This is a genomic window from Tardiphaga sp. vice304, from assembly GCF_007018905.1.
Taxonomy (GTDB): Bacteria; Pseudomonadota; Alphaproteobacteria; order Rhizobiales; family Xanthobacteraceae; genus Tardiphaga.
Map to the genome: position 1 here is coordinate 1,485,132 of NZ_CP041402.1, position 15,241 is coordinate 1,500,372.

The window sequence follows — 15,241 nt, forward strand, 5'->3', positions numbered from 1 at the left end:
CCGCAAGCGCAGGAGCCTGCTTCAAGAACCCTCTCCCGTCTCGAACCGCTCCGCGGTTCGATCCACCCTCTCCCGCCTGCGCAAAGCTTCGCTTTGCTTGTGGGAGAGGGGAAAGAGAAAGGCGCCGCCGATTGCTCGGCGACGCCTCATGGCATCCACTTCGATAGCAGCAGGTAACTCAATCTATACCGATGGTGGTCAGGTCCTGGAACCAGTGCTGCGCCTGCACGAACTTCTTCACCTTCGGCGACAGCGCGTGCGGGTTGGTGTCGTGGACGACCCAGACCAGCACCGCGTCGTCGACGATCAGCGAATGGGCCTGCGCCAGCAACTCGTCCTGCTTCGCGGAATCGAAGTTGTTCTTGGCTTCGTCGATCAGCGCATCGACCCTCGGGTTCTTGTAGCCACCCCAATTGACGCCGACCGGCGCGATCTGGCGCGAGTCGAAGAAGCGCACGATGGCGTAGAGCGGGTCCGAGGTCACGTAGGCGATGTTGTTCGCGGTGATGCCCTTCATGCTGTCGTCAGCTGCGCCCTTGCGCCACGCGGTGTACAGCACTTCGAGCTCGACGACCTTGAATTCGACGTCGACACCGATTTCCTTGAAGCTCTGCTGCAGGAACTCGTTCATCGGCAGCGACAGCATCTGGCCGGTGCCGCCATTGGCGATGATGAACGTCGCCTTCAGCGGCTTGTCGGGACCGTATCCGGCTTCCTTCACCAGTTTCTTGGCTTCGGCCAGATCATACTTGATCTTGAAGCTCGGTTTGCCGAACCATGGGGACGACGGATCGACCTGGCCGATCGCCGGCTTGGCGAGGCCGTTCATCAGGCCGACGACGGCGTCGCGGTCGATGGCGAGGTTGAGGGCCTTGCGCAGACGGACGTCGGTCCAGGGCGAGCCCGGCAGCACGCTGAGATGATAATTCCAGACGTGCGGCGTGACGTTGTCGACGAGCTTCATGCCGGCCGATTTCAACTGCGGCACGGCGTCCGGCGCCGGCGTCTCGATCAGATCGACCTGGCCCGCGAGCAGCGCGTTGGTGCGGGTGAGCGCTTCCGGCATCGGCACCAGAACGAGCTTGTCGACCTTGGCGAGGCGCTTCTTGTCCCAGTAATCCGGGTTCTTCGTGAGTTCGGCGAGTTCGCGCGGCACCAGCTTGGTCAGCTTGAACGGGCCGGTGCCCGACGGTGTGGCGGCGAACTTGTCCCAGTCCTTGCCGACCTTCTCATACTGCGCCGGGCTGGAAACCAGGAACCAGAGCATCTGATAGGGGAAGAAGGAGTCGACCGCCTTGGTGGTGATCTCGACGGTGCTGTCGTCGATCTTGGCGTAGCTGGCGACCGAGGGCAGGCGGGTCTTCACCTGTGCGCTCTGCCGCTTGTCGAACTGCGGTGCCTTTTCATTGAGCACCTTGTCGAGATTCCACACCACGGCATCGGCATTGAAATCGCTGCCGTCGTGGAACTTGACGCCCTGACGCAAGGTGAAGCGCCACTTGGTCTTGTCGGCGGGATCGACCTTCCACTCGGTGGCGAGGCCGGGGATCAGCTTGCCCGGGCGATCGGAGACGTCCATCTCCCATGCGACGAGCGGATCGTAGATGGTGTAGCCGGTGAATTGATAGGCACCCGCACCGCGGTCGGGCTGACCGGTGGTCAGCGGAATATCGGCCATCGAGATGCCGTAGCGCACCACCGACTGGGCGGTGGCCGGTGCGATGGCACCCAGCACGGCGGCAACGGCCGCAACCAGTATTGAATTCCGAACGCGCATCTAACCAAGCTCCATGGGATGAGAGAGAGTCGAGGAATTCTTGCAAACTTGATGCCACATTAGGCAGAGCGTGATGCTCTGTGTGCCAATGAGGCGCTGTGCCGCACAGCGAGTCACCCAAAGCAGCGACACGGCGCCGCTGGCACGGCCGTTGCATAAGAATTAGCCAGTGATAGGCTAGGCAATGCTGAGCCTTTCAATTCAGGGGGAATGACATTGATGCCTATCGAAAAGCCGGCCAAGAGCCGCCTCGCCGTGGCGATTGCCATACTGAGCGTTGCGACCGCGTTGACCTTGCCGCAGGCCGCGCGCGCCGAAACCGTGCTGCGCATCGGCATGACCGCTGCTGATATTCCGCGCACGCTGGGCCAGCCCGACCAGGGTTTTGAAGGCAATCGCTTCACCGGCAACACGATGTATGACGGGCTCACGATGTGGGACCTGTCGTCCGCAACCAAGGCGAGCGTGGTGATCCCCGGCCTGTCCACCGAATGGAAGGTGAACGATGCCGACAAGACAAAGTGGACCTTCAAGCTGCGCCCCGGCGTCGTCTTCCATGACGGCGCGCCGTTCAACGCCGATGCCGTGGTGTGGAACGTCGAGAAGGTGCTGAAGCAGGACGCGCCGCAGTTCGACGCCAGCCAGGTCGGCGTCACCGCCTCGCGCATGCCGACGTTGGTGTCCGCGAAGAAGATCGACGACATGACCGTCGAGCTCACCACCAAAGAGCCGGACTCGTTCCTGCCGATCAACCTCACCAACCTCTTCATGGTCAGTCCGTCGAAGTGGCAGGGCTTCTTCGACAAGGCCGAAGGCGCCGATGCCAAGGCGAAGTCGCAGGCCGCCTGGGCCGTGTTCGCGCGCGAGCCGGCCGGCACCGGACCGTGGAAGATGTCGAAGTTCACGCCGCGCGAGCGGCTCGAACTGGCGAAGAACGATTCCTACTGGAACAAGGACCGCGTCCCCAAGGTCGACAAGCTGCTGTTGCTGCCGATGCCGGAAGCCAACGCCCGCACCGCGGCGCTGTTGTCCGGCCAGGTCGACTGGATCGAGGCGCCGGCACCCGATGCCGTCAAGGAAATCACCGCGCGCGGCTTCAAGATCGAGAAGAACGAACAGCCGCATGTCTGGCCGTGGCAGTTCAGCCGCGTCGAAGGCTCGCCGTGGAATGACATCCGCGTCCGCAAGGCCGCGAATCTCTGCATCGACCGCGAAGGCCTGCGCGATGGCCTGCTTGCCGGACTGATGGTGCCTGCGTCCGGCACGTTCGAGCCGGGCCATCCCTGGCGTGGCAAGCCGACCTTCCAGATCAAGTATGATTTGAAGGCCGCGCAGGCGCTGATGAAGGAAGCCGGCTTCGGCCCCAGCAAGAAGCTCTCGGTGAAGACGCAGACGTCCGCGTCGGGCTCCGGCCAGATGCTGCCGCTGCCGATGAACGAGTATCTGCAGCAGGCGCTTGCCGAGTGCTACTTCGACGTCAAGCTCGACGTCATCGAGTGGAACACGCTGTTCACCAACTGGCGCCGCGGCACCAAGGATGCGTCCGCCAACGGCGCCAATGCGACCAATGTGACCTATGCGGCGATGGACCCGTTCTTCGCTCTGGTGCGCTTCCTGCAGTCGTCGATGGCGCCGCCGGTGTCCAACAATTGGGGGTTCATCAACAACCCGAAGTTCGACGAACTGGTGATCAAGGCCCGCACCACCTTCGATCCCGCGGCGCGTGACGAGGCGCTGGCGGAATTGCATGCGGCGTCCGTCGACGACGCGGCGTTCCTGTACGTCGCTCACGACGTCGGTCCGCGCGCACTGAGCCCGAAGATCAAGGGCTTCGTGCAGCCGAAGAGCTGGTTCGTCGACTTCTCGCCGGTGTCGATGACGCCGTAAAAGCGAAGCGCACTTACTTCCCCTCTCCCCCAGCGCCGCGCAGCGGCGTCCAGTGGGAGAGGGTGCCTGAGCGCAGCGAAGGCGGGAGAGGGAAGGCCGCAAACTCCGAAGCCCCCTCTCCCGTCTCGAACGCGCTCTGCGCGTTCGATCCACCCTCCCTCGCAAGGGGGGAGGGGAAGCAAGAAATCGAAGGTGACCTTTGTTCGTCTATATCGCACGACGTATCGTTTACGTGATCCCGGTCGTGCTCAGCGTGGCGCTGGTGTGCTTCCTGCTGGTTCATATCACGCCCGGTGATCCCCTGGTCGCGATCCTGCCGGCCGACGCCTCGCAGGAACTCGCGGCGCAGCTCCGCATCGCCTACGGCTTCGACCGGCCGCTGCCGGTGCAGTTCGGGCTGTGGCTGTGGCGCGCGCTGCACGGTGATCTCGGCAGTTCGATCGCCACCGGCCGCCCAGTGCTCGCCGAAGTGCTGCGCGCCGTCAGCAATACGGTCACGCTGGCGATCGCCGCCGCCGCGATCGGCTTCACGCTCGGACTGTTCTTCGGGCTGATCGCCGGTTATTTCCGCGACACCTGGGTCGACAAGGTTGCCACCTCGATCGCCATCGCCGGCGTCTCGGTGCCGCATTACTGGCTCGGCATGGTACTGGTCATCATCTTCTCGGTGCAGCTCAACTGGCTGCCCGCGGTCGGTGCCGGTCCCGGCGGGTCCGGCGCCTGGGGCTGGGACTGGGAGCACATGAAATATCTGGTGCTGCCGGCGATTACCACCGCGGTGATCCCGATGGGCATCATCACCCGCACCGTGCGTGCGCTGACCGGCGACATCCTCTCGCAGGATTTCGTCGAGGCGCTGCGTGCCAAGGGCCTGCGCGAGACCAACGTGTTCCGCCATGTCATCAAGAACGCCGCGCCGACCGCTTTGGCGGTGATGGGCCTGCAGCTCGGCTACATGCTCGGCGGCTCGATCCTGATCGAGACGGTGTTTTCCTGGCCGGGCTCCGGCCTGCTGTTGAACTCGGCGATTTTCCAGCGCGACCTGCCGCTGCTGCAGGGTACCATCCTGGTGCTGGCGCTGTTCTTCGTCTTCCTCAATCTTCTGGTCGATATCGCGCAGGCCGCGATCGATCCGCGCATCAAGCGGAGCTGACCGTGCAGGACTTCATTTCATGACCGCAATGACCGACACGGCTCTGCAAGCCGCACCCGCGAACGCCGCGCGCGGCTACTGGGCCACGGTGGGCCGACGCATCATCCGCGACAAGGTCAGCATGATCTGCGCGGCCATTCTGCTGCTGATCCTGTTCGGCGCGCTGTTCGCGCCGTGGCTCGGCCTCGCCGATCCCTATCAGGGCTCGATGATCCGCCGCCTGCGCCACATCGGCACGCCGAACTATCCGCTAGGCACCGACGAGCTCGGTCGTGACATGCTTGCGCGCCTGATCTATGGCGGCCGGCTGTCGCTCTTGATCGGCATCCTGCCGGTGATCCTGGCGTTCGTGATCGGTACCTCGCTCGGCCTCGTCGCCGGCTATGTCGGCGGCAAGGTCAACACCGCGATCATGCGAACCGTCGACGTGTTCTATGCCTTCCCCTCGGTGCTGCTGGCGATCGCGATTTCCGGCGCCCTGGGTGCGGGCATCGTCAATTCGATCGTGTCGCTGACCATCGTGTTCGTGCCGCAGATTACCCGCGTCGCCGAGAGCGTGACGACCGGCGTGCGCAACGCTGACTTCGTCGAGGCGGCGCGGGCCTCCGGCGCCGATGCCTTCACCATCATGCGCGTGCACATGCTGGGCAACGTGCTCGGCACCATCTTCGTCTACGCCACTGGTCTGATCTCGGTGTCGATGATCCTCGCCGCCGGCCTGTCGTTCCTCGGCCTCGGCACCAAGCCGCCGGAGCCGGAATGGGGTCTGATGCTCAACACGCTGCGCACCGCGATCTACGTCAATCCCTGGGTGGCGGCATTGCCCGGCGCGATGATCTTCGCGGTGTCGATCTGCTTCAACCTTCTCAGCGATGGCATGCGCAGCGCCATGGACATCCGGAACTGATGTCATGACAGAAATCATCGAAACCCTCGACATGCTCGAACCTTTGCCGGATATCGGCGGCGCCGCGCAGCCGCTGCTGCGTGTCGACGGGCTGACCAAGCATTTCCCGGTGCGCGGCGGGCTGTTTGCCAAGAGCAAGACCGTGCGTGCCGTGGATAACGTGTCGTTCGATATCGCCAAGGGCGAGACCGTCGGCATCGTCGGCGAATCCGGCTGCGGCAAGTCGACCACCGCGCGTCTGCTGATGCATCTGATGGAACGCGATTCCGGCGACATCATCTATGACGGCCGCACCGTCGGCCGCGAATTGTCGCTGCGCGTACTGCGCCGCGGCATGCAGATGGTGTTCCAGGACAGCTACGCCTCGCTTAATCCGCGCCTGACCATCGAGGAGTCGATCGCGTTCGGTCCCAAGGTGCACGGCATGGCGGAGAACGCCTCGCGCGCGCTGGCCCGCGAACTACTCGGCAAGGTCGGGTTGCGGCCCGAAAACTTTGCCAACCGCTATCCGCACGAGATCTCCGGCGGCCAGCGCCAGCGGGTCAACATCGCGCGGGCGCTGGCGCTGTCGCCGCGTCTCGTCATTCTCGACGAGGCGGTGTCGGCGCTCGACAAGTCGGTCGAGGCGCAGGTGCTCAACCTCCTGGTCGATTTGAAGCGCGAATTCGGTCTGACCTATCTGTTCATCAGCCATGACCTCAACGTCGTCCGCTACATCTCCGATCGCGTGCTGGTGATGTATCTCGGCGAGGTCGTCGAACTCGGCCCGGTCGATGACGTGTGGGACAAGCCGGCGCATCCCTACACCCGCGCGCTGCTGGCCGCGATGCCGTCGTCCGACCCCGACAACCGCACCCAGACGCCGCCGATCACCGGCGATCCGCCGAACCCGATCGACCCGCCGTCCGGCTGCCGCTTCCATACGCGCTGCCCGTTTGCGGAGGCCGTGTGCTCCGGCGAAAGCCCGAAGCTTACCCAGATCGATGCCGCCGGCCATCAGGTCGCCTGCTATATGTTCATCCCCGGCGCCGCGCACAGCAAGGCACCGCCTGCAGAAACGTCCCTGTCATGACCGCGCCCACCCCCAAGCAGATCAAGGCGATCACCGACGTTGGCGGCCTGTCCGTCTCCGACGACGTCGCCACGCGCATCGCCAACGCCATCGGACCTGCCTACGAAGGGTTTGCTTCCGTTGCCGGCACGTTGCCGATGGATATCGAGCCCGCGACCTTCCTCGTCGTGCAGAATACGAAGGTCGCGAAATGAGCGTCACCGAACCCGCATTGCTATCGCTGACAGAAATCGCCGACGCCATCGCAAGCAAAAAAGTCTCTTCGCGCGAAGCCACGCAGTCCTGCCTCGACCGTACCGCGAAGTGGCAGCCGGCACTCAATGCGTTCATGTCGATCGAGGCCGATGCGGCGCTCGCTGCGGCGGACGCAGCCGACGCGGCGCTGTCGAAGGGCGACAGCCACGGCGTGCTGCATGGCGTTCCGCTGGCGCACAAGGACATGTATTACGACGAAGGCCACGTCGTCACCTGCGGCTCGCTGATCCGCAAGGACTGGGTGGCGACCACCACCTCCACGGCGCTGCAGCGGCTGAAAGATGCCGGCACGGTGCGGCTCGGCTCGTTGCAGATGGTCGAATTCGCCTATGGCCCGACCGGCCACAACGCGCATTACGGCGCGGTGCATAATCCCTGGCATGTCGATCACGTTACCGGCGGATCGTCGTCGGGTTCGGGCTCTGCCGTCGCCGCGCGCCTGACCTTTGCTGCGCTCGGATCCGACACCGGCGGTTCGATCCGGCTGCCGGCGCATTTCTGCGGCGTCTCGGGTTTGAAGACCACGGTCGGCCTGATCAGCCGCGCCGGCGCGATGCCGCTGTCGCAATCGCTCGACACCGTCGGTCCCTTGGCGCGCACCGTCGAAGATTGCGCACTGCTCACCGGCCTGATGGCCGGCGGAGATCCGCTCGATGCCACCACGAGCACCCGTGCGGTGCCGGACTACATGGCCGCGACCAAGGCCCCTGCGAAGGGCATGACCGTCGGCATCCCGAAATCGTTCTACGTCGACGATCTTGACGAAGGCACCGCGAAAATCCTGCAGGACACCATCGCGACGCTGAAGCGCGAGGGCATCAATATCGTCGAGGTCGATCTGCCGGACCAGCGCCAGCTCTCCGCGGCGTGCCAGTTGATGATCGCCGCCGAGGCTGCCGCGATTCACAAGCGTTGGATGATCGAACGGCCGCAGGACTACGGCCCGCAGATTCTGGCGCGTTTCCAGAATGGCTTTGCGGTGTCCGGCGTGTCCTATCTGGAAACGTTGCGCTGGCGCGGTCCGGCGCTGGCGGCCTATCTCGCCGCCGTCACCGGCATCGACGCGGTGCTGGCGCCGGTGTCGCCGTCGGCGGCGCCGACCATTCTGGAATCCGATGTTGGTGCCGCACCGGGCGCCGAAGCGATGATCCAGCGCATCACGCGCTTCACGCGGCCAATCAACTATCTCGGCCTGCCGTCGCTCTCGATACCCGCCGGCTTCAGCGCCGCGAAATTGCCGATCGGCATGCAGTTGATCGGCCGCCCCTTCGATGAATCCATCCTGCTGACGATCGGTGCCGCTTTCCAGCGCGCGACTGATTTCCACACGAAATGCCCGGAGCTGACATGAGCAACTTGGTCGAGGTCCGCAATCTCAACGTCAAATTCTCCGGCGAGCGGACCGTCTACGCGGTGAATGATCTCAGCTTCTCGCTCGGCGAGGGCGAGGTGCTTGGCCTGCTCGGCGAATCCGGCTCCGGCAAGAGCGTGACGCTGCGCGCTCTGATGCGCCTCTTGCCGAAGAAGCGAACGCAGATCACCGGCACCGTCAACGTGATGGGCAAGGACGTGCTGGCGCTCGACGACGAGGAATTGTCGGCGTTTCGCGGCCAGACGGTGTCGATGATTTTTCAGGAGCCGGCGCTGGCGCTGGACCCGGTCTATACGATCGGCCAGCAGATCGCCGAAAGCGTGATGCGCCACGAGGGCAAGAGCCATGCGGAGGCCACCAAACGCGCGCTGGAAATGCTGGAAGTGGTCCGCATCCCTTCGGCGAAGCGAAGGCTGGATGCCTATCCGCACGAAATGTCGGGCGGCATGCGGCAGCGCGCGATGATCGCGCTGGCGCTGGCCTGCAAGCCGAAGATCCTGCTTGCCGACGAGCCGACCACCGCGCTGGACGCCACCGTGCAGATCCAGATCCTGCTGCTGCTGCGCGAGTTGCAGCGCGAATTCGGCATGTCGATCATCTTCGTGACGCACGACATCGGCGTCGCCATCGAGATCTGCGACCGCGTCGCCGTGATGTATGCCGGGCAGATCGTGGAGCAGGGCACGCTGAGCCAGATCGTGCGCAGTGCGGTGCATCCCTATCCACGCGGCCTCCTGGCCTCTACGGTGCACGGCGCCAAGCGCGGCGCGCGGCTGGAGACCATTCCGGGCACGCCGCCCTCGCTCGACAAGGCGCCGGTGAACTGCTCGTTCGCGCCGCGCTGCAATTTCGCGCAGCCGCGCTGCGTCGGAGCGCCACCGCCGAACGTCCTCATGGAAGGCAACCGCGTCGCGCGGTGCATTCTCGCGGAGCCGGCGGCTGTGGCGGAGGCGGTATAACGGTCTCTCCGCCGTCATTGCGAGGAGCGAAGCGACGCGGCAATCCAGAAGCCGCAAGCGCGGCAATAGCTGGATTGATTCGTCGCAAGGGCTCCTCGCAATGACGGCGGTGAGGGCTGCGCTAATCTACACGGACAAATTCTTCAGCAGAAACGTCAGCGCCGTGTGCGCGAACGCCTGCATGTTGCCGGCGCGGTCATTGCTGCCGGTCTCCAGCGTCATCACCTCGCTCCGCGGACCCGCCACCGCCATGCAGCTGTGGCCGGCGGCGTCGCCGTAGCGGTTGCCGGTGGGACCCGTTGCGCCGGTCTCCGACAATCCCCAATCGCAGGAAAATCGCTCGCGGATCTGCTTTGCCAGCAATTGCGCATAGGGCTCCGATGCCGAGCGAAGACCTTTCATGGCATCATCCGGAATATCCATCAGGATGCGGCGGGCATCGCGGGTGTAGATCACGCCGCCGCCCTGAAAATACGCCGACGCGCCGGGCACGGCGAGCAACGCCGCCGAGATCAGCCCGCCGGTGGAGGATTCCGCCACCGCGATGGTCTGCTTGCGTGCGATCAGTCTGGCGGCGATCTGCTCCGCGAGCGGGATGAGGTCTTTCATGTAAATCCTTCTTCCTTCTACTCCCCTTGTGCGGGGATGGTTCGACAGCGGGCGCCTAGCGCCTGTTGCGCCACGAGAAAGCTTCCGAACGCGCTGACGGTAATGGACTGCGCGACGTCCCTTCATGACGCGGAATTTCTCTGCGGGGCTCTCCCGCCCCTTTATTTGGCACCGCTTGCAGCGCAAGATGCAGATGGAAACGCCACGAGAACAAACAAGAGGTCGTCATGAACGCCCGGGTCCAGATCGCCACCGAAACCGCTGCCAATGCCAGCCTGATCGCGCCGGATACGTCCGGCATGAATTTCTATCGCGCCGATCCGGCGCTGGCGGATCTGCTGCGCATTCATTTGCCAAAAGATCTGCTCGACCATATCGCGCCGCATCTCGACCGGCTCGGCGCCCTGGTTGGCGGCCCGCTCGACGAGGCCGGGCGGATGGCCGACCGGCATGGGCCGGTGCTGCACCAGCGCGACCGGTTCGGCCGCGACGCGCAGCGCATCGAATATCATCCGGCCTATCGCGAACTGGAGCGCGCCGCGTTCGGCGAATTCGGCATCCACGCGATGTCGCACCGCAAGGGCATTCTGGGGTGGCCGCAGACCTATCCGGTCACGGCGAAGCACGCTTTCACCTTCCTGTTCAACCAGGCTGAATTCGGCATGGGGTGCCCGATCAACGTCACCGACGGCGCGGCCAAATTGCTGTCGAAATTCGGCGACGCCGCCTTGCAGGCAAAATATCTCGACGGGCTGACGCAGACCGACATCGGCAAGCTGACGCAGGGTGGCCAGTTCATGACCGAGAAGGAGGGCGGCTCCGACGTCGGCACGCTGACGACCACCGCCGTGCAGGAAGGCGACCACTGGCGCCTGACCGGCGAGAAATGGTTTTGCTCCAATGCCGACGCCGAGATCGTGATGCTGCTGGCGCGGCCCGAGGGCGCGGTGCCGGGCACGCGCGGCGTCGGCCTGTTCCTGATGCCGCGGCACCTCGCGGACGGCTCGCAAAATCACTACCGGATCGTGCGCCTCAAGGACAAGCTCGGCACCCGCTCGATGGCCTCCGGCGAAATTAAACTGGAGGGCGCGATCGCCTATGCGGTCGGCCGGCTCGATCGCGGCTTCGTGCAGATGGCCGAGATGGTGAATTCATCGCGTCTGTCGAACGGCGTCAAATCGACGGCGCTGATGCGCCGGGCCTATCATGACGCGATGGCGGTGGCGCGCGGTCGCGTGGTGTTCGGCCGCCGCATCATCGACATGCCGCTGGCGCGGCGCCAGCTGATGAAGATCATGCTGCCAACCGAGCAGGCGCTGTCGATGAGCTTCCTTACCGCGGATGCGCTGGACCGTGCCGAAGCCGGCAGCCAGGACGCCGCGGCGCTTTTGCGCATCCTCACGCCGACGCTGAAATTCCGCGCCACGCGCGACGCGCGAAAGGTCTGCGGCGATGCGATGGAGATGCGCGGCGGCATCGGCTACATCGAGGAATTTGCCACCGCGCGGCTGCTGCGCGACGCGCATCTCGGGTCGATCTGGGAAGGTACCGGCAATATCGTGGCGCTCGATGCGCTGAAGCGCGCCGTCGGCCGCCACGGCGCCGAGGCGGCGCTGTCGGCGGATCTGCATGCGCGGCTGGAGGATAGTTCGAGCGTGCCGCTGGCCTGGCGCGACCGGCTGCATGGCCTCGTCGACCGCGCCATCGGCTTTGCGCGCGAGGTCGCGGCGCACGATGCCCATGAGGCCGATGCGCGGCGCGCGACCAGTTCGCTGTACCACGTCGCAAGCGCAGTGACGCTGGCGTGGGAAGCGCACCGTATCCATGCGACGCGCGGCGACGCCCGGCGTCTGCTGCTGTCGCGTCTGGTGATCGATCACCGGCTGAACGCGCCGGACCCGTTTGCGGTGATCGAGAGCGATACCCAGCGGGAGATCGTGGAGCATCTGTTGAGTGAACGCGACGTGAGCATGGCGGAGGCGGGGCGGCTGGTGGTAGCGAATTAACGAAGCCGTTTCCCGGACGCGCTGCAGCGTGAAACGCTGCTGCGCAGATCCGGGATCCCGGTCTGGCAATCTACCACACCGGGACCCCGGATCAGCGGCGCACCAGCCCGCAAGTGCGGGCCAGTGCGCAGCATCCGGGGAACGTAGATCAAAACCCCTTCGGCGCAACGAAGCCGCCGAATGCCTGCTCGATCAATTCGGCCAGCTTCAGCGGCGTGCGGTCTTCCAGCCAAGGGCCGATGATCTGCATTCCGATCGGCAGGCCGTCCGCTGACATCGCCACCGGGATCGCCGTCGCGGGCAGGCCGGGCAGGGTCGCGATGCCCGGCCAGATCAGCTGATCGACGTAAGGATAGGCCTGGCCGTCGATGTCGATGACGCGCTTGTTCTGGTTCGGCTCGTGATCGTGCGGATAGGCCGGGGTCGGCATCACTGGACAGATCACGGCGTCGAATTGCGCGAACAGCGCGCGCCACTGGGCGCGCAGCCGGTTGCGGCCGGCGTCCGCGGCCAGCCAGTCGCGATGCGTCAGCACGGCGCCGCGCAACCGTTCGGCGGCGAGGCTGGTGTCGGCGGGGTCGAGTTTGGCGGCGCGCTCTTGCGTTGCGGCATAGACATCGGCCGGCGAGGATGCCTCGAGCAGCGCGATCAGCATCCGCATATACAGCCGCGCGCCGTCGGTCAGGTCAGGCAGCAGCGGGCTCGCGCGGGACACGGACGCGCCCGCTTTGGTCAAATTCGCCGCCAGCGTCTCGACCGCGCCGCGCACGCTGGCCGCGGTCCCGATCAGGGGATGGGTGTCGAGCACCAGCACGCGAAAATCCTTCAGCGCGGCGTGTCGCGCGGGCGGCAGAGCGAGCCGGTAGCCGACGCCCTCGTGCCAGGGATCGGGGCCGGCGATGACGTCGAGCGTCAGCGTCAGATCGGCAGCGCAGCGCGCCATCGGGCCGATCACCGAGAGATCGCGGGTCGGCGGCAGCGGCGGGAATGGTGGCGGGACATGACCGCGCGACGCCGCCAGATGCAGGGTCGGCTTGTGGGCGTAGATGCCGCAATAATGGCCGGGCACGCGCAGCGAGCCACCGATGTCGGAGCCGAGCGATAGCGCGCCATAGCCCGCCGCCAGCGCCGCCGAGGAGCCGCCGGACGAGCCGCCCGGGGTGCGGCCGAGGTCGAACGGATTGCCGGTGGTGCCGTAGATGTCATTGTAGCTCTGCCAGTCGCCGAGCCCGATCGGCACGTTGGTCTTGCCGAGGATGACGCCGCCGGCGTCTTTCACCCGGGTGATCGCCAGCGCGTCTTCCGCAGCGACAAAATCCTTCTGCGCCGGAAAGCCCCAGGTGGTTGGCAGGCCGGCGACGTTGAAGGATTCCTTCACCGTCATGGGAATGCCGAGCAGCGGCCAGCTCTCGCCGCGCGCTAGGGCTGCGTCGGCCGCATGGGCGGCGTCGAGCCCGCGTTCGAAATCCCGCACGCAGACGGCGTTGACCTGGCCGTCATGCTTCTCGATCTGCGCGATGGCGTCCTGCGCCAGCTCAACGGCGGAAACCTGCCGGGCCTTCAAGGCCTCGGACATCTCGGTGGCGGTCGCGAAAACGGACAGGGACGCGGTCAAGGCAAACTCCTGATGACGGATGAATCGTCACGAGAGTGCAAAGTCCGGCCGCCCGGCGCAAGCGTAGCGCCATGTCGGCACCGTCGGCACCCATGTCTTAGACCGACAGCGAATGCTTGCCGGCCACCGGATTGAGATAGGCGTCAAACCGGGCGCAGATGTTGCGCACGAACGGGCGACCGCGCGCGGTCAGCCGGAAGCCGGTCGCGGTGGGCTCGATGAAGCCGTCGGAATCGTCCGACACGATCGCGTCGGCTTCCTGCAGCACACCACTCGCGGTATCGCCGAACATCTGCCGGACGGCCGTGCCGGAAAATTCGAAGTCGCACATCAGGCGTTCGATCACGTAAGCGCGCAGCCGGTCGTCGGGCGCCAGCGCCCGGCCGCGCGCGGTGGCCAGTCCGTTCGCAGCGACGCGTTTGGCGTAGTCGGCGACCGCGACGGCGTTCTGCACGTAGCCTTGCGGCAGCTTGCCGATCGCCGAGGCGCCGAGTCCGATCAGGGCTTCCGTGCTGTCGGTGGTGTAGCCCTGGAAATTCCGGTTGAGCGGCTGCGTCGACAGGCTGTCTTCGCGGCGCGCGAAATGGTCGAGGCCGAGTTGCTGGTAGCCGGCCGCTTCGAGCATGGTCGTGACCTGACGCGCCATCGCGAACCGCTCGATGGCCCCGGGCAGTGCCGCCTCGTCGATCAGCTTCTGGTTGGACGCCCGGCCCGGCAGGTGCGCGTAGCCGAACATCGCGATCCGGTCGGGCGAAAGTTCCAGCACCTGCTCGATGGTGCGCGACAGGCTCTCCAGGGTCTGGTGCGGCAGCCCGTACACCAGATCGAAATTGACCGAGGTCACGCCGCGATCGCGGAACATGTCCACCGTGGTCCGGGTGATGTCGAACCCCTGCAGGCGGCCGATCGCGGCCTGCACGACGGGATCGAAATCCTGCACGCCGATCGAGATCCGGTTGACGCCGGCGCCGACCATGGCGTCGGCCTTGGCCACGGTCATCAGCCGGGGATCGATTTCGATGGCAAATTCCGCCGCGGGGTCAAACCGGAAATTGTGCCGGAACGTCTGGCCCAGCCGCGTAATGTCGGCGGCCGACAGGATGTCCGGCGAACCGCCGCCCCAGTGCAGATGCATGACGCGGTGCCCGCTCGGAAGCAGCCCGGCGACCGTCGCGATCTCCGCTTCCACCGTGTCGAGGTAGCGCGCCACGGGTTCGTAGCGGTGGGTCGCCTTGGTGCTGCAGGCGCAATACCAGCACAGGTCGTTGCAGAACGGAATATGCAGGTACAGCGACAGTGCCGCATTGTCCTCAAGCGCGCCCAGCCATGCGCGATAATCTGCGGGGGCCGTCGGGACGAAATGATTGGCCGTGGGATAGCTGGTGTAGCGCGGCAGCGGCGCTGCGCGGCGCATTACCAGCGCCTCATCGATCAAGGAAACGGTCATCTGTGGCTCCGCGGATGCGCCTCCGCACGGTCGGCTTTTGGAGCAGGATACCGGGCGCAGCCGCGGGCAGGATGATCTAAATCAAGCCTGTCCCGGGCCTGCCGGCTGGCATTGGTCCGGTACAGCCGGCCGGGATCGCTGCCCGGTGGGCTGTGCGGTGCGGGTTAGCCCGCCGGACCCGA

The 15,241-nt window shown here is 65.5% G+C and carries 12 protein-coding genes; 8 read left to right on the forward strand and 4 right to left on the reverse strand.

Features of this window, described 5'->3' with window-relative positions:
- Nucleotides 1-178: 178 nt before the first annotated feature.
- On the reverse strand, nucleotides 179-1,777 hold the full coding sequence (locus FNL56_RS06995) for an ABC transporter substrate-binding protein (RefSeq protein WP_143572219.1): 1,599 nt from the start codon (nucleotides 1,775-1,777) through the stop codon (nucleotides 179-181).
- A gap of 219 nt (nucleotides 1,778-1,996) precedes the next feature.
- On the opposite strand from FNL56_RS06995, the gene FNL56_RS07000 reads away from it, so the two are divergent.
- From FNL56_RS07000 to FNL56_RS07030, 7 genes are all read left to right on the forward strand, one after another.
- Nucleotides 1,997-3,664: an ABC transporter substrate-binding protein gene (locus FNL56_RS07000; RefSeq protein WP_168202870.1), complete on the forward strand. Its 1,668-nt coding sequence runs from the start codon at nucleotides 1,997-1,999 to the stop codon at nucleotides 3,662-3,664.
- A gap of 199 nt (nucleotides 3,665-3,863) precedes the next feature.
- Nucleotides 3,864-4,817, forward strand: a complete 954-nt coding sequence (locus tag FNL56_RS07005; RefSeq protein ID WP_143572221.1) for an ABC transporter permease — start codon at nucleotides 3,864-3,866, stop codon at nucleotides 4,815-4,817.
- 28 nt (nucleotides 4,818-4,845) lie between these two features.
- On the forward strand, nucleotides 4,846-5,724 hold the full coding sequence (locus tag FNL56_RS07010) for an ABC transporter permease (RefSeq protein WP_441351293.1): 879 nt from the start codon (nucleotides 4,846-4,848) through the stop codon (nucleotides 5,722-5,724).
- Between the two features lie 4 nt (nucleotides 5,725-5,728).
- A complete protein-coding gene (locus tag FNL56_RS07015) occupies nucleotides 5,729-6,796 on the forward strand; it encodes an ABC transporter ATP-binding protein (protein ID WP_168202871.1) in 1,068 nt (355 codons plus the stop codon).
- On the forward strand, nucleotides 6,793-6,990 hold the full coding sequence (locus FNL56_RS07020; protein ID WP_143572223.1) for a hypothetical protein: 198 nt from the start codon (nucleotides 6,793-6,795) through the stop codon (nucleotides 6,988-6,990). The genes FNL56_RS07015 and FNL56_RS07020 overlap by 4 nt, the downstream gene beginning before the upstream one ends.
- Nucleotides 6,987-8,402: an amidase gene (locus FNL56_RS07025; RefSeq protein ID WP_143572224.1), complete on the forward strand. Its 1,416-nt coding sequence runs from the start codon at nucleotides 6,987-6,989 to the stop codon at nucleotides 8,400-8,402. Before FNL56_RS07020 ends, FNL56_RS07025 begins: the two co-directional genes overlap by 4 nt.
- On the forward strand, nucleotides 8,399-9,382 hold the full coding sequence (locus FNL56_RS07030; protein WP_143572225.1) for an ABC transporter ATP-binding protein: 984 nt from the start codon (nucleotides 8,399-8,401) through the stop codon (nucleotides 9,380-9,382). Before FNL56_RS07025 ends, FNL56_RS07030 begins: the two co-directional genes overlap by 4 nt.
- 126 nt (nucleotides 9,383-9,508) lie before the next feature.
- On the opposite strand, the gene FNL56_RS07035 is transcribed toward FNL56_RS07030, so the two are convergent.
- On the reverse strand, nucleotides 9,509-9,991 hold the full coding sequence (locus FNL56_RS07035; protein ID WP_143572226.1) for a CinA family protein: 483 nt from the start codon (nucleotides 9,989-9,991) through the stop codon (nucleotides 9,509-9,511).
- Nucleotides 9,992-10,218: 227 nt separating this feature from the next.
- Between FNL56_RS07035 and FNL56_RS07040 the strand changes: the two genes are divergently transcribed.
- A complete protein-coding gene (locus FNL56_RS07040; protein WP_143572227.1) occupies nucleotides 10,219-11,997 on the forward strand; it encodes an acyl-CoA dehydrogenase family protein in 1,779 nt (592 codons plus the stop codon).
- Nucleotides 11,998-12,145: 148 nt separating this feature from the next.
- Here FNL56_RS07040 and FNL56_RS07045 read toward each other — a convergent pair whose 3' ends face one another.
- Nucleotides 12,146-13,612, reverse strand: coding sequence for an amidase (locus tag FNL56_RS07045; protein ID WP_256365923.1), 1,467 nt, complete (start codon nucleotides 13,610-13,612; stop codon nucleotides 12,146-12,148).
- Nucleotides 13,613-13,709: 97 nt separating this feature from the next.
- On the reverse strand, nucleotides 13,710-15,059 hold the full coding sequence (gene hemN / locus FNL56_RS07050; RefSeq protein WP_143572228.1) for an oxygen-independent coproporphyrinogen III oxidase: 1,350 nt from the start codon (nucleotides 15,057-15,059) through the stop codon (nucleotides 13,710-13,712).
- Nucleotides 15,060-15,241: the final 182 nt, after the last annotated feature.